This is a genomic window from Clostridia bacterium (genome assembly GCA_035628995.1).
Lineage (GTDB): Bacteria > Bacillota > Clostridia > Lutisporales > Lutisporaceae > BRH-c25.
In genome coordinates this window covers 113763-134756 of sequence record DASPIR010000029.1, presented here as the reverse complement: position 1 = coordinate 134756, position 20994 = coordinate 113763, and the positions used below count along the sequence as shown (strand labels likewise).

Here is a 20994-nt window from a genome sequence, read left to right as displayed (position 1 = left end):
TTCGATTATTCAGCGATAATAGTAATAGGGAAACCCTATTAAGACATATTTCGCAGCAATATCGGATAATCGGAAACGAAGCAAGGGGTGTTCATTATAGACAGGTTAAATGAGATAATCAAAAGTACTGTAGATATAATTGAGAAAAGTAAGGTTGAAATATTTAGCATAGCTGAGAATTCTCGTAGTGAATGCCGGCTTGTGGAGGAAGAGCTGGAAAAGGTAAGAATAATTGCAGCAGATTTAATCAAACAGGTGGACAGGCTCGAAAAGCTCGACAAGGATTGCCGGTATCAGCTTATGATAGTGAGCAAGAACATAAAGGAGTACAAGGAAGAGGATGTAAAAAGGGCCTACGATAAGGCCAAGGACCTTCAAGTTGAGTTAATGACGAAAAAGGTAGAGGAACAGTTGCTTATACAGCGGAGAGGTGAGCTGGAGAGAAGGCTCAAAGTTGCTAGAGATACTGCAAACAAAGCGGAATCCCTCGTTTCCAAAGTGGGAGTCGCAATGGGGTATCTCAGCGGCGGACTTCAGGATCTTTCAATACAGCTGGAGGATATCAAGCAGAAGCAATACCTTGGGGTAAAGATTATTAGAGCACAGGAAGAAGAAAGAAAGAGGGTTGCAAGGGAGATACATGATGGCCCTGCACAGCTCATAGCCAATCTTGTTATTAAGACCGAACTGTGTGAAAAGCTTATAGATATGGATAAGGAGAAAGCAAAGGAGGAGCTTGTCAATCTCAAAGGTTTTCTCCGTTCCAGCCTCAGTGATGTAAGAAAAATCATATATGATTTGAGGCCAATGTCCCTGGATGACTTGGGATTGGTTCCCACCCTTCAAAGATATATTTCAAACTATGTTGAAAATAACAAAGTATTTGTTGACTTTTTGGTATTTGGAGATCCAAAGCCATTAAAATCGGTTATAGAGCTTGCTGCATTCAGAATTGTACAGGAGGCACTAACCAATATCAAGAAGCACTCAGAGGCTCAGAATGCGAGTATCAGAGTTGAATTCACCAAGGAACAGTTAAATCTACTAATCAGTGATGATGGAAAGGGCTTTGACAAGAGCATGCTTAAGGTAGACAGACGAGACGACGGAGGCTATGGTTTACTCAGTATGAAAGAGCGGGTAGAACTCCTGGATGGGAAGTTTGATGTGAAGACATCCCGTGGAAAGGGTACTAAAATATTTGTTAGCATTTCTTTGAATATAAATGAGGAGGGATAATGTGGATAAGATAAAGATATTGATTGCAGATGACCACTCCATAGTCAGAGAAGGACTCAAACAACTCCTGGAACTGGAAGCTGACTTTGAAGTTATAGGACAGGCTTCCAATGGAGTTGAAACCATAGAGAGAGTTGAGGCGCTTAAACCTGATGTACTGCTTCTGGATATAAACATGCCTATAATGAATGGTATAAAAGCACTGAAGAAGCTCAAGGAAGACGGAATAGACACAAGAGTTGTAATACTTACAATACATGAGGACAGGGAATATCTGTTGGAGACAATGCAAATAGGAGCTTCTGGTTATATTCTTAAAGATTCCGATTCGGCCAGTTTCTTTAAGGCTATAAGGGATGCTTATATAGGTGAGTCGTACATACAACCCAAGCTGGCAGCAGAACTAATAAGGGAATTCAACAGGCCAAGGGGTACCAGAATTAAGAATGAAAATGAGCTGACACAGAGAGAATATGAGGTAATAACCCTTATAGCGGATGGTTTGAACAATAAGGATATTGCCGAAAGACTTTTCATAAGTGAAAAGACAGTAAAGAACCATGTTTCCAACATATTCAGGAAAATAAACGTCAGTGACAGAACACAAGCAGCTATTTATGCATATAAGAATAATATTAAGAAGTAGGGTATTCCTAATGGGTGTGGTTCGGGTTTCGCGTTACGCGTTTCGCGAATTAAGAAGGAGCTTCGGAGTTCTGCGTAAACACTCGTAACTCGCAACTCGTAACGGTTTCTCCAAAGGCATACAGAAGAAATTCCTGTTACGGAATTGTAATATTTGGAAGTATTGTAAAAATGGTAATTTAATGGTATAGTTAAAAAGTAGTAAAAATACATATCAATATGAATATTAAGAAGGAGGTCGTGAAAATGAATAGAAGCGTAGTTGTAGCGATTAACACTGCAGTAGGCAGCAGAGACTTTTTTGCATACAGCGTCAGTATGCCCAAAATTATATATCACGGCCTGAGATTTGATAGATAACATATAGTATGTTTAGCAGTCACGGGCCATAGGCCTGTGACTTTTGTATTTATATAACTAAATGCATAAGAGTCATCTTTTAAGCGCTTTTAAAAGGTCATGGGTATACCCCATGGCCTTTTAATATTATACAGCACACCTACTTTACAGCTTGTGAAAGGAGGCGGTCATAAATGACAATTACAGAAATAGGTGATTTTATCAACGGAACCGCAGCGAGGAGAATCGACAGGGGAGGTAATAGAATGAATTTAATAAGTGAAGTATTAGTGAAGCTAGGCTTCAATGACAAAGGAAGAAAGTACAAGACTGAAGCAAACAGGAATATTGATGATTATGGACATGTATTGTATCAGTCATTGGAATACGACTTTAAGTATTTGAAAAACGATGATTTTGGATTTAAAGGAAACCAGCTTAATACAATCATCAGATAATTCAAAGCTTGGGAAGCAATTGAATGCTCAAGAGAAATGGTTAAAAAGTGTAATAAATGTAATAAAGTCGCGCATAAATGTGAATAACACATATATGCGCGGCTTTTTGTTTTGATAATTTTCCATGTTATGTTAAACTATATATAACAGGTTAAGAGGTTACGAGGTTACGGGTGTAGGGGCGAACAGTGTTCGCCTGACTCAGAGTACAAGAGTCCTGAGTTTAGTATCTGAAAGAGGATGTGAAGTGTTTGGATAGGCAAAAGCTGTATACCCTTTTACAGAAGCCGGAAGGCACAAAACTTGATTTTAAAGCCCAGCTTTCCTTAAAGACTGACAGCGAGAAAAAGGAAATGGCCAAGGATGTTGCAGCAATAGCTAATTCAAAAGGGGGCAGGGGTTATATAGTTTTTGGAATAGAGGACGGCACGAAAAACATATTGGGAATAGAAGGGAAAAAGTATACCGAAGAGCAGATACAGCAGATTATAAGCCAAAGGTGTGATCCGCCTGTGACTTTGAATCTTGATATAATCCCCATTGAAGATAACCAGATTGCAGTGCTGACCATATATAAAAGCAGTCAGAAGCCTCATCAGATAAGACAAACCGGAGTATTCTACATAAGAAGAGGTTCAACTACGGATATAGCAAGGCGCGAGGAAATAGCCAGCATGCTGCAGGAATCAGGAATGCTCCAGTATGAAAGAATAGTTCTCAACAGGGTTGAATTAAGGGAATTGGATGAGAAGATAGTTAATGACTACATTTCCAAAACAGGCCTTATCAACACCAATCAAGATTACTACACACTTCTTGAGGGAATTGGTATAATAGGAAGAGACGAGGATAATGGAGCGTATCACCCGACTGTTGGCGGACTTCTTGCTTTCGGCTATCACCCTCAGTTGTACCTTCCTCATACCGGGGTAAGACTGATAGATAAATGCGGTGTGGATGAGGTAATGTATTTTTCGGGCCCAATTACAAGAATGCTGGATGAAATTGAGGATTATCTGAGCTTAAAGATAGCAAAGATGAACGCGGGATACCCTATAGAGGCTGTTATTGAAGCTGTAGCGAATGCTGCCGTACATAGGGACTATTTTTCATTGGGTAGAGAAATCGTCGTATTGATAGAGAATAATAGGGTAGAAATAAGCAATCCCGGTGCCACCTGCAGTGATGAGGAAATGCCGGAGCTTGTTGAGGAATACAACCCCTGCCGAAGGAATCAGTGGTTGTATCAAATGCTTCTGATACTCGACAACAAGGGGAGATTCCTTAAGACAGGAACGGGATTGAAAAGTATATATGAATCCTTCAAACAGCATGGGGGCGCAAAATTCATAAACAATGAAAAAAGGAACCTTTTCAAGGTGGTACTGCCTGGGTTAATGAAATATTGATTTTCAGTGAAGTTGGTGATTTAAATATGAGCAACAAAGTTGTGACCTTCGAAAGAGGGGCGGAGTTTTATTTTGACCTTGGATACAAATATATCCAGAAGGGCATGCTGAAGACTGCCTTAAGATATGTAGAAAAAGCTGTCAGGCTTAAGCCTCATGATAGCTTTATACAGTTCAATTATGCCGGACTGCTGGCAGAGCTTGGGAATGTTGACCATTCCACTGAGGTACTGGTCAATATAGTCAAGAACCTTGATCCTGACTACCTTGAGTGCTATTTTGGATTGGGGTGCAATTACCTGCAAATGCAAAAAATAAAGAAATCTTCAGAATATTTCAGCCTTTATCTGGAAAAGGATCCGGATGGAGAATTCTCCGAAGAAGCAGAGGAACTGCTGGAGATGCTTACAATGATAAAGGATGCCAATAACAACTTGGATGACGAGGAGCTCGAGAAGATATACAAAGTAGAAGAAGAAGCTATCGACCATCTGGAGAAAAGGGAGTATGAGAAGGCAACCCAGAAATTTGAAACAGTGGTGCAGATGCTTCCTAATGCTGTGCCAGCAAGGAATAATCTCTCTCTCGCATACTATTATCTGGGGTTTTTGGACAAAGCAATTGAGCTTGCCCGGGAGGTGCTTATATACGAGGAATCCAATGTGCATGCGAATTGCAACCTGGCAATATTCTATAATAAGCAAGGTACAACCAGCTGGGTCGAGAAGCAGATAAGAATAATCAGCAAAATCCGCACTGATAATGAGGATTACCTATATAAAATAGGGGATACCTATGGGAGCTTGGGGAAGCATACTGATGCGTACAGAACCTTTAAAAAGCTTTTGGCAGTTGACCCCGAAAACCCTATGTATATACATTTTACTGCAGTTGCAGCATTTAACAGCAAAAAGTACAAGGAAGGCATCAAGCTATGGGAGAAGCTTTATGAGCTTGATAATGACAACATGATCTCTGATTACTACATTGAGACCGCATTAAAACAGTTGGACAGCGAAAGCGAAAACCTGCATTTCCCATATGTATATCAGTTGCCGAGAGAAGAAATAAAGAATCGGCTGGACTTCATATACAAGTTCATGGAGATGCAGACTGCTGAATGCAAGACTGAGCTTGCTAAAAACAAGCATGTGGTTGATATACTCTATTTTGGAATCAACTTTGACAAATACTTCCTAAGGAAGTTGATATTTAATAAGATAAAGAACGACAAGCTGGTTGAAGCTGAGCCTGCAATAAAAAAATTCATGCTCAGGGACGATGTTGAGAACTATATAAAGATGGAATCGGTATTTCTTTTGAATTCCTTGGGGGCTGCGGAGCCATATACTGTGAACTTTGATGGAGAGATAAAAAATGTGACCATTGATTCATTGGACTTTCCTGAGTCTGAGTGGAAAGAGACATGGGTTGAGGTAAAGACTAAAGCGTTGGTTATGATGCGGAACTGTTACAAAAGGCCATATAAGAAGATTGTAGAAGACATCTGGTATGAGTTCATAAAATCAACCTTCCCTGAGGTACCGGAAATAGATGATGTGAATGTATGGGCTGCCGCATTGGAGTATACATACTGCCATCTATGCAATGCCGAGGCTTCAGATCACAGGCTCGCAGAGAAATACGGCATATCATCCGGCTTGCTGCTTGGAAAGGTAGAAATAATAAATAATGCAATAAAGAACAAATTTCAATACAAAAAAGAAAAAAAGTAAAGCATGAGTTGCATGGCTTTACTTTTTTTCCTTTTTTGAAGGCTTCTTATTATCATCTGTTTTTCGGCTTTTTCCTGACTGAGTAGCCAAAATGCCCGAGTGAATCTGCCAGGGCTCTGTACTCTCCGTGATTGTAGCATATCAAGTCTGCTTTATTAAGCTGCAGCTTTCCGGTTTTGTCCAATAGCGCGTCTTCTACATCTACACAAAGTATTTCGCCAATAAACATATCGTGAGAGCCTAAGGGAATTATGTCCTTGACCCTGCACTCCAGGTTTACCGGGCATTCTCCGATGGAGGGGACGTCGACCAGGTTGGATTTTTGAGGTGTGAGACCCAAGTGCTCAAACTTATTGACATCCCTGCCGGATTTTACCCCACAGAAGTCGACTGCATAGGTGAGGCTCCTATTCGGTATATTTACTACAAAGCTGCCGGTATCCTTTATCATAGAATAGGAGAATCTTTCAGGTCGTATAGATACATAAAGCATAGCCGGATCTGAACAGACTATACCCGTCCATGCTACTGTTATGATATTGTTCACACCTTCACTGCTTCTGCAGGATACCATCACAGCCGGCACGGGGTATAAAAGAGTACCGGGCTTCCACATCTGTTTTGCCATTTTGTGCCTCCTTATTATCGATAAATCAGTGCTTTTTAATACATCTTATTATAACATATATAGTTTTATCATTATTTATACAGAGGAGAGAAAGATTTACTGTAACCAATATCCTAGTTTGTACATAGTATGGAAGTAGAGTGGTAGCCGTCATTTCGCAAGGGAATTCAGTAGTTCAAAAACGCTGTAACCAATGAGTATGAAGAGAATACAATGATAATAAGGGTAAGATTTCTTACTTAAAGGGGGTCATGGCATTGGACGGTTTTTTTGATGAAACTGATTCAACTCTGCTGCTACTTTTATTTCTCACAACTCTGACCAAGGAAGAAAATGACATAACAGAAGAAAAGCTTGAAGATGGACTTGATGTGAGCATACCTGAGCCTGTTCTAGAAGAAGCAATCTGCTATATACACAAGAGCAGCAACAGGAAAAGGCTCAAACCCAAAACAGTATATTTCTAAATAAGATTGGAGGTCAGGAAATGCCATATTATGGTAAGGACAATAATGAATCTGATAAAGGACTCAACGAGATAAAAAAGATGGTTTCCGAAAAAATGGGGGGCATAGATGTAAATAACGTGTCACCGGACCAGGTTAAGAATATGCTGGTAAATGAAATAAGCCAAAACAGCAATATAGACCCGGGCATAAAGGATAAAATCAACAGAGGGGATGTAGATGGCTTAAAAGAGGATATTATAAAATATCTGACAAATAACAAGTCAGCAGACGGTTCAAGCGATCAGCTTGTGAATATGCTTAAAAGTAATGATATGGAAGGTCTGAAAAGACAACTTATGGGCATGCTCCTCTCGGGTCTTGGCCCTCAAAAAAAAAATGAAGTAGTAGAAGAAAAAGAGACACCTGAGCCAGGTGAAAGCCAGGAATCATCCCAGGAATCACCCCAGGCATCCTTAGCAGACAGCCTGGGCGGCTTTGATGAGAAGGCTTTGATGGGGCTGCTTTTTGATAAGATGTTTGCAGGGGTAAAGGATGACAGAAGGATATTGCTTATGAATTCGGTAAAGCCTTTTGTATCTGAAAAAAGGCAGAAGGGGATTGACGACTGCATCAGGATAATGAACATTGTTGCGTTTTTTGAAAATTTTATGAACAAGGCAGGGAAATAAAATGGGTCTGGAACGTCTAGCCTTAGGTATGCTCAGTAGGTTAACGCCAGAAGATTTTTTAGTCCTTGCCGTTGTTTTCATTTTATATGTTGAAAACAAGACTGACAAAACCTTTCTGGTGATTATGCTTCTGGTTTTCATAATGGATTTGCCACAAGGCCTGCTGGCTTAACAAACAGTAGGCCATTTTTATTATGTTTATCAATATTATATTGATTTTTGAGAACTTAGCATTGTGAAGAATAGCAGTGACGAATATAGCACATTACTACATTAAAGACTGAAAAAGAAGCTGAAGAGCTTGAGGTTCGACAATTAAAGTGCGCGAATTTTCTTATAAATGGGCATTAGGACCTGTTATGCCATAATAATGGGTGATATAGCTGGAAATCTGGAAGTAGCGGGATAAAACAGCAGTATATCAATTTGTACTTACATACGAATAAATAGTATAATATTAACAAATGATTTGCATATTGAACGCACTGAAAAAATTATATTGGGTGTTGTGCGAATTCAATAACAATCAAGGAAAACATTTCGCGAAACTTGAATAAATAATATAAAATGCTTTTCGCGAAATATATAGGGGGAATTTTTTTAATGGACGGAGACTTATGGACGCAAATGCTGGTCATATTATTATTAATAGGTCTTAATGCGTTTTTTGCTGCCTCTGAAATGGCTATAGTTTCGGTAAGGCAGTCCAGACTTAAACCTCTTGTTGATGAGGGCAACAAAGCTGCAATTATTGTAAAAAAATTTCTTGAGGAGCCAAGCAAGCTGCTGGCTACTATTCAAATTGGCATTACCTTTGCCGGATTTCTTGCAAGTGCCATAGGTGCGCAGACACTATCGTCAAGCTTGACTGTATTTCTTGCAGGCTTGAATGTTCCGGTAATATCACATTCCGCATCATGGATTTCTACATTTATTGTAACCACCATAATAGCACTGTTTACTTTAGTGCTGGGTGAACTTGTTCCAAAGAGGATGGCGCTTTCCCAGTCCGATAAGATCGCACTTTCGGTTGCAGGCACTATAAATTTTTTTTCCAAGGTCGCTTCGCCTGCTGTCAAATTTCTTACCGTTTCCACAAACTTCATAGTTAAACTTCTGGGTGGTAAGGTCACATCCACTGGAGAACAGATAACGGAAGAGGAAATCCGTCTAATGATAAATGTCGGGGAAGAGAAGGGAATATTCCAGGAAACTGAGACCGAAATGATCAACAGTATCTTTGAGTTTGATGATACAGTTGCAAAGGAAGTAATGACTCCAAGAACTGATATTATAGCAATAGGCTCAGAAGTCTCCCTTGAAGAGATTCTTGATATCATAGTGGCGGAGAATTTCTCGAGGATTCCGGTATATGAAGAATCTATTGATAATATAATAGGAGTCTTGTATGTAAAAGATCTTTTCAGCATGATAAAAAGGAAAATGGAATGGGAAGTATCCCTTAAAAATATAATCAGACCTGTATATTTCGTGCCAGAGTATAAGAAAATCGATGAGCTTTTCAAGGAAATGCAGAAATCGAAAAACCACATCGCAGTTGTCATAGACGAATATGGCGGTACTGCGGGATTAATAACAATAGAGGACCTGCTTGAAGAAATAGTTGGTAACATATTTGATGAGTATGATGACGTTGTCTTGGATTACGAAAAGATAGACGACAACACATACATTGTCAGCGGTATGCTGGATATAGACGATGTAAACGACATACTAGACTCTAATATACCTGAAGAGGAGTTTGATACAATAAGCGGAATGCTTCTCAGCCACTCAGGCAAAATGCCGGAGGTAGGCGATGAAGTGGATATGGGCAATTTGTACTTCAGGATAGAAGAAGTAGATGACAAGAGGATTTCGAAGATAAGAATTGAAAAAAGGGCAGTAGATCCCAATAAAGCAGAAGAGCCGCAGTGATGCGGCTCTATATTTATCGCCCCGGAGACGACTGCACAAAGTGGGACAAGCTACTGAGAAAATTTTTCGAAAATTCAATAAAAGGGCAGGCTTGGTGAAGGATTTTTGGGTTCGGACGCAGAAATACTGAAAAAAGTGGCTGAAGTATTGTTATTCCGGTATTTTTTTAACAACATCGGAAAAGCATCAAAGGAGAACCATAAATTTATATAAATAATCCAGGTGGTTCTAAAAAAATAAAAGGAGGAAGAATATGATTAACACAGGAGCTCTAATTATTGTCGTTGTTTACCTTATCGGTATGTTGGGAGTAGGCTGGTATACCAACAAATACATGATAAAAAACAGTACAGATTACATGCTGGCCGGACGTTCACTGGGTGCAATAATGGTAGCATGCAGCTTGTCAGCAAACAACATTGGCGGTGGGAGTACGGTAGGTCTCGCTGGCAAGGCATTTGGAAACTGGGGCATGTCTGCCGTTTGGTATGTACTTGCAGCAGCAATCGGAATTATTCCTATGGCTTTCTTTGCTCCTAAGCTCAGAAAGGTCTTGGCATTCACAATTCCTGAAGTTGTGGGAAGACGATTTGGGAAATCGGCACACCTCATTACCGCGGTTTTGAACATTGTTTCACTATTCTGCCTCACAGCATCTCAGGTGCTTGCTTCAGGAGTCATCATTTCTGTATTGGTTGGAATGAATATTAATCTTGCAATTCTGTTGGCAGGAGTGATAACGATAATCTATACAGCTATGGGTGGATTGCTGGCAGATGCATTTACCGATCTCTTTCAGTGGATTATCATATTCTTTGGTCTTTTAATTTGCTTACCATTTATTATTAGCGGTGCAGGCGGATGGGAAGCTGTTATCAGCAAGGTGCCGCCGGCAAAAATGTCATTTACCGGAATAGGCTTCGCTACTGTTTTAAGCTTAATATTTCAGTACTTCATTACTTTCATGTCCGGTCCGGAAATGGTATCCCGTATCTTTTCAGCAAAGGATGAAAAAGAAGGCAGAAAAGCAACTATCATGTCTGCTATCTTCATGGGACTTTTCGCATTTATACCTGCAATCATTGGTATAGTTGCGTTTGCGACAGTACCTGAAGTAAAGGCAAACGTTGCTCTTGCGACTGTAGTATTTAAGTTTTCACCTAGTTTAATTGCGGGATTGGTGTGTGCAGCTATCATTGCTTCAACGATGTCCAGTGCGGACTCAAATATGCTTTGTGCATCCACAATATTTACAAAGGATATTTATCAGAAATATATTAACCCTAAGGTTGAGGATAAAACTCTGATTACAATGACAAGAGTCGGCAATGTTGTAATAGGCATAGGCGCGATGTGTATCGCTCTGTTCCAGCTCAACATTATTACCCTTAACATCTTTGCATTTATGCTGCGTGCAGCAGGACCCTTCGCAGCATTTGTACTGGCATTAACATGGAAACAGGCCACTAAGTCGGCAGGTCTTGTTTCGATAATTTGCGGTAGTGTGGCAGGTATATACTGGCAGATACTGAAGGAGCCATACGGCATACTTGCGATCGTATTCGGTACGGCAATAGGCTTGCTCTCTTTTGTAATTACAGTATTAATTGAGAAAAACTTCCCGGGAAGAACAGCTCCTCAGTTGGAAGAATTAAACAGTTAAGTGTAAAGTACGGAATAAAGGCAGGAGCTTTAGCGTGTTAGAAAAAACACTAAAAAAGGACTATGTAAAAATTACATAGTCCTTAATTTTTTACGTCATGTTACCACGGAAATGCTCAACAAATCAAGTATTTTCAATGTATTCGCTAACAAGTTTATTTTAATTATTACAGATGCAGATTTTTTCTACTCCTTGGCTGATAGTCAATTCAGGGAAGAGATTTTATTATCTACCCTCTATTCTTTCCATACGTTAGTTTACACAATTCCAATCTGTTCAACTGGGTATGTCATCTTTATTGAAGACATAAAGATTACAGGAGAACTCTAGATTTATTCATTAGCACTTATTTGGTGCAAGTGTTCTATTCCCCATTCTCTAATGCTCATGAGTATAGGTTTAAGCTTTTTCCCGCGATCCGTTAATGAATATTCAACTTTGGGTGGTACTTGAGTATAGACTTTCCTACTAATCACCTGGAAGCTTTCTAGGAGTCTGAGCTGCTGTATCAGCATCTTTTCGGTAATGTTAGGAATACATCTTTTAAGCTCACCAAACCTTAACTCTTTTTCAAGCAGTGACCAGATAATCCACATACTCCACTTTCCGCCGATTACATCAATAGTTAAATCAATAGGACACGTATATATCTTATTTCCCTTTCCCATAATAGACCTCCTTAGCACTACACTTACTATTTAGATAGTATATCACAATAAAGTAGGTACTTGTCAAATAACTATAAAAGAAATACGATGTAATTAGAGCCGGCTAACTTTTATTAAGGAGATATTTATGGAAAAAGTTAAACTTGGAAAGCGTAACCTTGTATACCCACTGCCAGTGGTTCTAGTTGGCACTAATACAAATGGGAAACCCAACTATTTGACAGTATCTTTTTGCTCCGTAGTTAGCAAAAACCCAGCTATGCTTGCAATATCATTAAGTAAAGAACAGTACTCTAGGATAGGTATCCATGAATCTGGTCAATTCAGCGTAAACATCCCTTCATCGGATATGGTCGAATTAATTGACTATTGTGGTCTTGTTTCGGGAAGGGACACTGATAAATCATTAAAGTTTAAAAACTTTTATGGATTACTGAATGTTCCGATGATTGAGGATTGCCCTGTTAATATTGAGTGTAAACTTGTAAAAAACATCGAGCTTGAAGGAAGCAATGAGATATTTATTGGAGAGATTATCGAAACATATTCGCATAACGACTATATCACTAATAACACCCCTGATATAACAAAAATCAAACCACTTGTCATCTCTATGTACGACTTCTTTTACTGGAGTATTGGGGAAAAGATCGGTAAAGCATGGAGTTTAGGAAAGAATCTTATTAATAAGTCCTAAACAGCACTGTTGAGCAACTAGTTCGTAATATTTATGATTAACATATTAGTGCCGGGTACGTAGGTAATTAGGTTGTTAATGCTATTCGAGGGCTTAACCTAATAACCTTTGTACCTGGCACTTTATTATACCATTTGTAACTTTTACGAATAGCTTGTCATACTGTATATTGGACTATACATTACAAATTGTTGAATTATATGAGAGAAGGTGGAATAATGCACAACTACTGTACAATAGTGAGCAAAGAATACCTTCATAAAGGTTTAATGCTTTACAATTCGCTTAAAAAATACGATGCCTCATTTAGGCTGTTCTTTATATGCATGAATGAAGGAGTAAAGGACATATTAAGCACAATAATATCAGAGCATGCGGAATATATCCTGATAGAAGATGTTGAAAGGCAGGATGCAATGCTTGCTTTAGTGAAGGCTAGTCGCAATGAAAAAGAATATGAATGGACCTCAAAAGCATCAATATTTCTATATTTATTTAATAATTACCCTATACTTGAACATATTGTGTGGTTAGACAGTGATATCGTGTTTTTTTCCAACCCAGAGCCTATTTTTAGAGAATTGGACAACTGCTCAATACTGCTAACTAAGGAGCTATTCAAAGGTGATAATGTAAAATTGAACAATGTCTATGGAGTCTTTAATACAGGGCTCATGGGTTTTAAAAGGGATATTTATGCTTTGAGGAGTATAAAATGGTTCAGAGAAAGATGCATTGAATGGTGTTACAACTTGGTGCTACCAGGGAAATGGAGTGACCAGATGTATGTTAATGATTGGGAAGAAAGATTTATTAGAGTAAGAGTTATAGAAAATATTGGAATCAATGCCACTCCGTGGAATATACAAGGTTGTGTAATAAATAAGGTAGACAATGATATTTATCTGGACGGTGAGAAGCTTGTTTTTTATCATTACAATGGATTTAGTTATTTCAATAAGAAAGAATTTGACCTTTGCTATTATATAGAGCTACCTGAAGCTGCAGTAAGTGAAATATATAAGCCGTATATTGCTGAATGGCAGAGAACTTTAGAACTGCTGGATTCTTATGATAAAACGATATACAAAGAAAAAAGCATAAGTACTATTAATATTCAGAACTATTATTGTATTTATAATGAAGACAACATAACTTATGGATCAAATCATTTTTGTACAATTATAGGTCAAAGTTATCTCATTAAGGGATTAGCACTATATTTGTCCCTTAAACAGAATTTAGAAAAGTTTCATTTATGGGTTTGCTGTATGGATGAAGTGGTTTATAGAATAATGAAGGAATTGCAGCTGGAAAATGTGACATTGTATAGTTTGGATGACATTGAAGATGATGAATTGAAGTCTGCAAAACAAAACCGAAGCTTCAGAGAATATTGTTGGACGATGAAAGCTCCATTGATAATTCGCATTTTTGATACCTCTCCACAAGTGGATTCAATTATTTATCTAGATGCTGATACTTTCATATTTAGTGATTTAAGTGAGGTTTATCAAGAATGGGGGAACAAAGCTATACTTTTGTGCAAACAACGAGATCAATATAATGATGAAATCTTCGGTATATATCAAGCTGGCGTGATTGGATTCAGAAAAGATGAAGCTGGTGTCAAATGTTTGAATTGGTGGCGCAGCAAGTGCATCGAGTGGTGTTATGAAAGATTCGACGATCCGCTGCGATGGGGAGATCAGAAATACATGAATGATTGGACTAAACTATTTGAAGGAGTAGTCGTAGCAAGAAGCTTAGGAATAGACACAGCTGCATGGTATCTTAAATACTATAATATTAATGAAGAAAACAATGATATATATATCGAAAAAGACAAATTGAATATATATCATTTTACTAGCTTTTATGTTTTGGACGAAAATGAGTTTACTCTATGGAAATGGTGGAATTTAGAAATTACCGATGAGGTAAGCAGGTTAATATACTTGCCTTATATTAAGACAGCGAAAGAAGCGATACAGATGATAAAACCCTTTGTGGAGGACATACGCTTGTTTTATTCTTCGGATTTACGCAGAGATGATATAGCTAATTTTGTTAGTTGGTAAATGCATACAAAATATTGGTTTAGTCACGAAATTAAAAAAATGTTGAAGTAAAATACAAAGAAGCCAGCAATTCTGATGGATTGCTGGCTTTATCATTCATTCTTGCTTATTATGGCTTGACATCTTTCGTCTGAGGCTGAGGCGGAGAGTCAGGGCTACGGACGCTTGAGCAGGCTGCTCAACTAAAGAAAATAGACCTTGTTTACTGTATGAAAAGTTAAATGACAGCTCAAAAGGTTAGAATTAATTTCTGACCTTTAATTTTTGTTGATTACCGAATAATCTAGCTAGTACAGTTTAAACTGTAACTTCGGAAGATGAAGCTACATATTCTAAAATAGGGACAAAGATATTTAAAGGAGATCATGAAAATGAAACACAATTATTGCTCAGTGATAAGTAAGGATTATGTTCACAAAGGGTTGATGCTGTACGATTCTTTGGCAAAACATGATCCGGATTTCCAATTCTTTTTTATTTGCATGAATGAGGATGCGAAGTCTTTACTAGAGAAAATGCAATTGGAAAAGGCAACCTTAATCCCGATTTCTGATGTTGAGAGACAATACGAAGAGCTTGCTTCCGTAAAGTATACAAGAAATGAAAAAGAATATGCATGGACATCAAAAGGTTCAATATTCTTATATTTGTTTGCAAACTATCCCGAGTTAGAGCACTTAGTATGGCTGGACAGCGATATCGTATTTTACTCCAGCCCCGAGCCAATTTTCGCAGAGTTGAAAGAATGTTCTATACTTTTGACAATGGAAAGGTTTATCGGAGAGAACAAGAAATTGAATTCTATTTTTGGAATCTACAATACAGGTTTAATGGGTTTCAAAAGGGACGACAATGCGATGGAATGCATTAAATATTTCAAGGAAAAATGCATTGAATGGTGTTACAATGCAGTAGTGCCCGGAAAGTGGAGTGACCAGATGTACGTAAATGATTGGGTTAAAAGATTTAATAAAGTAAGGATAATTAGAAATGTAGGTATAAATGCTACTGGCTGGAATATACAGAATTGCAGAATAAGGAAGCTCGAAAATAAATTATATGTAAATGATAAAAAATTGGTTTTCTTTCATTACAGCGGGTTCTATTATTACAATGACAAGGAGTTTGAGCTATGCGGCTACATCACGCTGCCTGAAGATGCTGTCAATTTAGTATATATTCCATATGCACAAAAATACAGAAAGATGATAGCACTGGTAAATGAATATGATACTACTGCATACAGGGAGAAGTATATCGGTTGGTCATATAACTATTATAAGATTGATGGTGAATAGATTATGGATAAAAGGGAGAACAATTTTTTTTGTACCATTGTTGGAAAAGCATATCTCATTAAGGGATTGACCCTCTATTATTCTCTATTAAAAAATATGAAGAATTTTCATTTATGGATATGCTGTGTTGATGAAGTTGTATACAATGTTTTAAGCAAATTAGATCTTGACAATGTTACTTTATACAAAATGGATGATATTGAAGATGAGGAATTGTTGGTTGCAAAGGGCAACAGAAGCATCCGGGAATATTGCTGGACTCTGAAGGCACCGTTGATTCTACACATATTTGAAAACTGTAGTGAAGTTAAATCAATTCTTTATCTGGATGCCGACATGTACTTTTTTGATAATGCAAAACAAATCTATAGCGAATGGGGTAATGGATCAATACTTCTTTGCGAACAGAAAGACGGGTGGAATGATAATATTTTCGGCAAATACCAGGCGGGTTTTATCGGCTTCAGAAAAGATAGAAGCGGGCTCGAATGTTTGAACTGGTGGCGTGAAAGGTGTATCGAATGGTGCTACGACACCTGTGACGACCGTGGTCGATGGGGAGACCAACGGTATATGAATAATTGGAATGATTTGTTTGAAGGAGTCGTAGTTGTAAAAAGTCTGGGAATTGATGCAGCAGCCTGGTATCAGAAGTATTATGACATAAATAACAAAGGGGAAAAAGTCTATATAAACAATGACAAGCTCTTAGTGTATCATTTTACCAGCTTCTACATCATCAACAAGAATGAGTTTACTCTCTGGAAATGGTATAACTTGGCCTTGGATGTTAAAGCAGTAGAGATGATTTACGAGCCATATGTTAAAGATATCAGATATGCTATCAATAAAATAGACAGTGTCGTTCATACAATAGATGATTTCTATTCATCCGAACTTCATAGGGATAATGTTGCGAACTATTATAAATACGTAAGCTAAAAGAAACCGGCTATTGCAAAAGTAAAAAATCGTTGATAGTACAGCTTATTGGAGGTAAATATGGTTGATCTTAGTTTAAACAATAAGAAAGTATTGATTACAGGGGCTAACGGCTTTCTGGGCTCGCATATCGTTAAAAGAACGGTCGCCCAGAATGCTGATACCACAATAATTGTCCGTGAGAATTCAGACCTTTGGAGAATTGAAGACGAACTTAAATTTCTTAATATCTATAAAACCGACATTAGAAATCTTGAATCCCTAAGCAAATGCATCGAAACTGTAAAGCCAGACGTTGTATTTCATATGGCAGCATATGGAGTAGATTCAAGACAAAATGATTTTTATACGGCTATAAATTCAAATCTGTTAGGTACTGTTAATTTGCTGAATGTTTTAGGAAAAACAGGCTGTGAAAAATTCATAAATACAGGAACAAGCATGCAGTATGGAAATAAGGAAGGAATGATAGACGAAAGTACTTGCTATACGCCAAAGAATATTTATGGTAGTACGAAAGCCACAGCAACGATTATGGGTCACCAGATTGCTGATAATATGGGTCTAGACATAGTCACAATAATACCCTTTGGTGTATTTGGCGAAAAAGAAGGAAGCCATAAGTTTTTCCCTCAGGTCATCTTATCCGTATTAAACGGCAAGGACGTTGATTTGACATTGTGTGAGCAATGCCGTGATTATTGCTATGTAGAAAACATTGTTGACGGATTCCTGATGGCAGCTAAAGCAAAGCATGTAAAGAATGAGATCTTTAATATTGGAAGCGGAGTGACACATCCGTTAAAATATTATGTGGACTTGATCATCAAAGAAATGAATACAAATGTAAAAGCCAATTACGGAATATTGGAATATAGAAAAAATGATTTATGGAATCCATTACCTAAGGTTGATAAAGTAAAGAATATCCTGGGGTGGTATCCAGCTATTCAAATCGATGAGGGTATAAGAAGAACAATAAGTTGGTACTTGAACAATTATAAAAAATACGAAATGAGAGGTAGATAGAGATGTATTTCAACAATATCATATTAGACGATATGAAAACCATATATCATGATTTAATGGATAAGTTAGATAAAATCGAAGGTACAAAATGGTTGATAAGCGGCGGTGGGGGGTTCATAGGGGCGTACTTTCTAGATTTTATTGATTATTGCAACCAGAATGTTTTTAAAACACCTGCTACTGTAATTTGCATTGAGAATTACAAAACAGGAACATTGGATAGAATAAAGCACTTGCAAAGCAATGAGAATTTCCGATTCATCAATATCGATATATCTAAAACATTTGATATAGACACAGATATTGACTATATCGTTCATGCTGCCAGTATCGCTTCCCCTACTTTTTACCGTAAATATCCCATTGAAACGATTGAAACAAATGTTTGGGGTCTCAAGAACCTACTGGAGCTGGCTAAAAACAAGAATATCAAAAGCATGCTTTTCTTTTCCACCAGTGAAATTTATGGGAACCCCACTAATGAATATATTCCTACACCGGAAACCTACAACGGAAATGTATCCTGTACAGGCCCAAGGGCATGCTATGATGAATCAAAAAGACTGGGTGAAACCCTGTGCGTCAACTATTGTAATCAGCACAAACTGCCTGTAAAGATTGTGAGACCGTTCAATGTATATGGGCCAGGGCTTAGAATAGACGATAAAAGAGTAATACCTGATTTTTTCCATGATGCCTTTCAGGCAAATAATATTAATATTTTAAGCGATGGAGCACCTACAAGAAGCTTCTGTTACATTAGCGATGCCGTAAGCGGTTTTCTGAGGGCTTTGTTATCGGATTGCGATGGAGAGGCGTTCAATATCGGTAATGATGAAATTGAGATATCTATGATTGATCTAGCGGAGATGGTAGCCGATATCGTCGGAAATACAACGGTTGAATATAATAGAAGCAGTGAAAGCGAATATCTTATAGATAATCCTCAAAGAAGGTGTCCTGATTTAAGCAAAGCAAAAAGACTGATCGGTTATAAGCCGCACATATCTCTGGATGAAGGATTAAAAAAATTAAAAGATTGGTATAGGCACACTTATAATATTTGAAACCTAATTCATTGTAAAGGAAGATTCTATAAATAAGTTCATTGAGTTCATACGGTTAATCCATATCAAGATTCAAGGGAATGCTTGAAAAAGATCATAAAGAAGAGTTTATTGGATACTGGTATGGAAGTAGGAGAAGTGTTTAAGAATGCATACGATGAAGGATTGATAATGCTGGCAATTGCATCGAAAGAATATGAACCGCTGAATGCTGACACATATCAATTTGAATTACTTACATTAGGGGAAGTCATGGATAAAACCATGGCTTCAATTATTAAAACTATAAAATTTAAATTTCTTGTCCAATAATTATTAGAATTAGTAACTATCCTAAGTGGATAAGCATATTTTAAATTAGAAAATGAGCATCGGGAGGTGCGTGGTTTGAAAGTAGTATTACTTTGTGGGGGAATGGGCACTAGGATTAAAGAAATTACTGAAGATATACCAAAGCCTTTAATTAGAGTAGGCGGCAAACCGATTATCTGGCATATCATGAAAATATACAGCAAGTATGGATTTAATGATTTTATACTACCGATTGGATATAAGGGGGAAAAAATAAAGGAATACTTTGCTGGTAGCTTGTGGAGAAATAGTGATTGCATAATCGAAAATACATCTGATGACATCAGCATAAAGCCGCTTCAAAGTACGGAGAAGTGGAAGATAACATTAATCGATACAGGTGAAGCCACCATGACAGGAAGCCGAATTAAATTGATTGAACCTTATATTGATGAAAATGAATTCATGCTGACATATGGTGACGGTTTAGCTGATATAAATATCTGCGAACTGGTAGAATTCCATAGAAACAAAGGTAAAATTGCCACACTGACAGGCATAATGCCCAAAAGTCAATATGGAATACTTAAGGTGAAAGACGATATTGTGTATGAATTCGTAGAAAAGCCTCAAACAGATCAGATCATTAACGGCGGGTATTTTGTGCTGAATAAAGAAGTATTCAATTATATTGATGATGACAATGGCAGATGCATCTTTGAGCAAGAGCCTTTGGCAAAGCTTGTTGCTGCAGGACAGTTATCGGTTTACCTGCATAAAGAGTTTTGGATGTCGATAGATACTTACAAGGACTATTCGACACTCAATGATAACTGGGAGGTAATCAGAAAGAAGCTATATTAATAGAAAAGGATTGATTAGCTTGAATACAGCAATCTGTGCGATAATTTCCAAAACGAGACTACATCAAGCACTGGCAATGCATGAGTCAATAATGAACTATAATTCATCCTATTGGTTTTATTTATTCTGTGTGGATGATGAAGCATATGAGTTGCTCAGTAGAATGACTTTGAATAGGACGACCGTTATTAACTATTCAAACATTAATGATGAGAGGCTCATAGAAGCTAAGAAGGAAAGAGAATTGAGCCAATATTGTTGGACTTTGAAGCCTTACGCGATACTTCATATTTTCAATGAATTTGACAATATTCACCGAGTAGTCTATGTAGATACAGATATTTATTTTTACAGAGATCCGGAAACAATTTTCGAAAACGCACCTGAATGGTCAGTGCTATATACGACGCACAAAGTTAATGATTTGGCGAATGGGGGTTTTGTCTGCTTCAAGAGGGACCGCACAGGCCTTTCTGCACTTGAATGGTGGAAGGAACAATGCACAAAGTGGTGCAGTGCATATTATGATGAGCATGGTAATCTTGGAGACCAAGGTTACATAAATAGTTTTAAACAAATGTATAGTAAAATACATTGTTCGGAGCTGCCCGGTGTGAATGTGGCTCCATGGAACCAGCATTTACTAAAGTTTGAATACAGGGATGGAAAGATATATGTTGATGGAACCGGGCTGATATTTTTTCACTTCAGTTGCTTAAGAATGTTTAATAAATGGGATTACTGGATAGGGTTTAATGTAACACCGATAAATTACATTTATGAACCGTATATTGATGTACTAAGAAAAAAAATCGATGTTATTGAAACACTGTCTCCGGGTTTCTCAAAAAATTTCTTTTAGGG

21 protein-coding genes are annotated in these 20994 nt (G+C 37.7%); 19 read left to right on the top strand and 2 right to left on the bottom strand.

What is annotated here, in order from left to right; all coding sequences use genetic code 11:
- Positions 1-87 precede the first annotated feature (87 nt).
- The 5 genes from VEB00_13415 (at position 88) to VEB00_13395 (ending at position 5826) form a co-directional block, all read left to right on the top strand.
- Positions 88-1239 (top strand): sensor histidine kinase, encoded by a 1152-nt coding sequence (locus tag VEB00_13415; protein HYF84013.1) that lies wholly within the window; start codon positions 88-90, stop codon positions 1237-1239.
- 1 nt (position 1240) lies between these two features.
- Positions 1241-1885, top strand: a complete 645-nt coding sequence (locus VEB00_13410) for a response regulator transcription factor (GenBank protein HYF84012.1) — start codon at positions 1241-1243, stop codon at positions 1883-1885.
- Between the two features lie 532 nt (positions 1886-2417).
- Positions 2418-2681 (top strand): hypothetical protein, encoded by a 264-nt coding sequence (locus VEB00_13405; protein ID HYF84011.1) that lies wholly within the window; start codon positions 2418-2420, stop codon positions 2679-2681.
- Positions 2682-2932: 251 nt separating this feature from the next.
- A complete protein-coding gene (locus VEB00_13400) occupies positions 2933-4090 on the top strand; it encodes an RNA-binding domain-containing protein (GenBank protein HYF84010.1) in 1158 nt (385 codons plus the stop codon).
- Positions 4091-4116: 26 nt separating this feature from the next.
- Complete coding sequence (locus VEB00_13395) at positions 4117-5826, top strand: hypothetical protein (GenBank protein HYF84009.1); 1710 nt, start codon at positions 4117-4119, stop codon at positions 5824-5826.
- A 52-nt stretch (positions 5827-5878) separates the two neighbouring features.
- On the opposite strand, the gene VEB00_13390 is transcribed toward VEB00_13395, so the two are convergent.
- Positions 5879-6454, bottom strand: coding sequence for a flavin reductase family protein (locus VEB00_13390; GenBank protein ID HYF84008.1), 576 nt, complete (start codon positions 6452-6454; stop codon positions 5879-5881).
- A 257-nt stretch (positions 6455-6711) separates the two neighbouring features.
- On the opposite strand from VEB00_13390, the gene VEB00_13385 reads away from it, so the two are divergent.
- From VEB00_13385 to VEB00_13365, 5 genes are all read left to right on the top strand, one after another.
- Positions 6712-6921, top strand: coding sequence for a hypothetical protein (locus VEB00_13385; protein HYF84007.1), 210 nt, complete (start codon positions 6712-6714; stop codon positions 6919-6921).
- Between the two features lie 20 nt (positions 6922-6941).
- On the top strand, positions 6942-7592 hold the full coding sequence (locus VEB00_13380) for a hypothetical protein (protein HYF84006.1): 651 nt from the start codon (positions 6942-6944) through the stop codon (positions 7590-7592).
- Between the two features lies 1 nt (position 7593).
- A complete protein-coding gene (locus tag VEB00_13375; GenBank protein HYF84005.1) occupies positions 7594-7764 on the top strand; it encodes a hypothetical protein in 171 nt (56 codons plus the stop codon).
- Between the two features lie 431 nt (positions 7765-8195).
- Complete coding sequence (locus VEB00_13370; GenBank protein HYF84004.1) at positions 8196-9530, top strand: hemolysin family protein; 1335 nt, start codon at positions 8196-8198, stop codon at positions 9528-9530.
- Between the two features lie 253 nt (positions 9531-9783).
- On the top strand, positions 9784-11193 hold the full coding sequence (locus VEB00_13365; protein ID HYF84003.1) for a sodium:solute symporter family protein: 1410 nt from the start codon (positions 9784-9786) through the stop codon (positions 11191-11193).
- A 332-nt stretch (positions 11194-11525) separates the two neighbouring features.
- On the opposite strand, the gene VEB00_13360 is transcribed toward VEB00_13365, so the two are convergent.
- On the bottom strand, positions 11526-11861 hold the full coding sequence (locus VEB00_13360) for a helix-turn-helix domain-containing protein (protein HYF84002.1): 336 nt from the start codon (positions 11859-11861) through the stop codon (positions 11526-11528).
- Between the two features lie 127 nt (positions 11862-11988).
- Here VEB00_13360 and VEB00_13355 point away from each other — a divergent pair, with 127 nt between their 5' ends.
- From VEB00_13355 to VEB00_13315, 9 genes are all read left to right on the top strand, one after another.
- Entirely contained in the window at positions 11989-12558 is a 570-nt protein-coding gene (locus tag VEB00_13355; protein HYF84001.1) for a flavin reductase family protein, read from the top strand.
- A gap of 218 nt (positions 12559-12776) precedes the next feature.
- Positions 12777-14639: a glycosyltransferase gene (locus VEB00_13350; protein ID HYF84000.1), complete on the top strand. Its 1863-nt coding sequence runs from the start codon at positions 12777-12779 to the stop codon at positions 14637-14639.
- A gap of 371 nt (positions 14640-15010) precedes the next feature.
- The gene (locus tag VEB00_13345; GenBank protein ID HYF83999.1) at positions 15011-15937 is read left to right on the top strand and encodes a hypothetical protein; all 927 of its coding nucleotides are present in this window, start codon (positions 15011-15013) and stop codon (positions 15935-15937) included.
- Positions 15938-15940: 3 nt separating this feature from the next.
- Positions 15941-16879: a hypothetical protein gene (locus VEB00_13340; protein HYF83998.1), complete on the top strand. Its 939-nt coding sequence runs from the start codon at positions 15941-15943 to the stop codon at positions 16877-16879.
- A 60-nt stretch (positions 16880-16939) separates the two neighbouring features.
- Positions 16940-17908 (top strand): NAD(P)-dependent oxidoreductase, encoded by a 969-nt coding sequence (locus tag VEB00_13335; protein ID HYF83997.1) that lies wholly within the window; start codon positions 16940-16942, stop codon positions 17906-17908.
- Between the two features lie 2 nt (positions 17909-17910).
- Positions 17911-18975: an NAD-dependent epimerase/dehydratase family protein gene (locus VEB00_13330; protein ID HYF83996.1), complete on the top strand. Its 1065-nt coding sequence runs from the start codon at positions 17911-17913 to the stop codon at positions 18973-18975.
- An 84-nt stretch (positions 18976-19059) separates the two neighbouring features.
- On the top strand, positions 19060-19287 hold the full coding sequence (locus tag VEB00_13325) for a hypothetical protein (GenBank protein ID HYF83995.1): 228 nt from the start codon (positions 19060-19062) through the stop codon (positions 19285-19287).
- A gap of 75 nt (positions 19288-19362) precedes the next feature.
- Positions 19363-20130 (top strand): sugar phosphate nucleotidyltransferase, encoded by a 768-nt coding sequence (locus tag VEB00_13320; protein HYF83994.1) that lies wholly within the window; start codon positions 19363-19365, stop codon positions 20128-20130.
- Positions 20131-20149: 19 nt separating this feature from the next.
- Complete coding sequence (locus VEB00_13315) at positions 20150-20992, top strand: glycosyltransferase (GenBank protein HYF83993.1); 843 nt, start codon at positions 20150-20152, stop codon at positions 20990-20992.
- Positions 20993-20994: the final 2 nt, after the last annotated feature.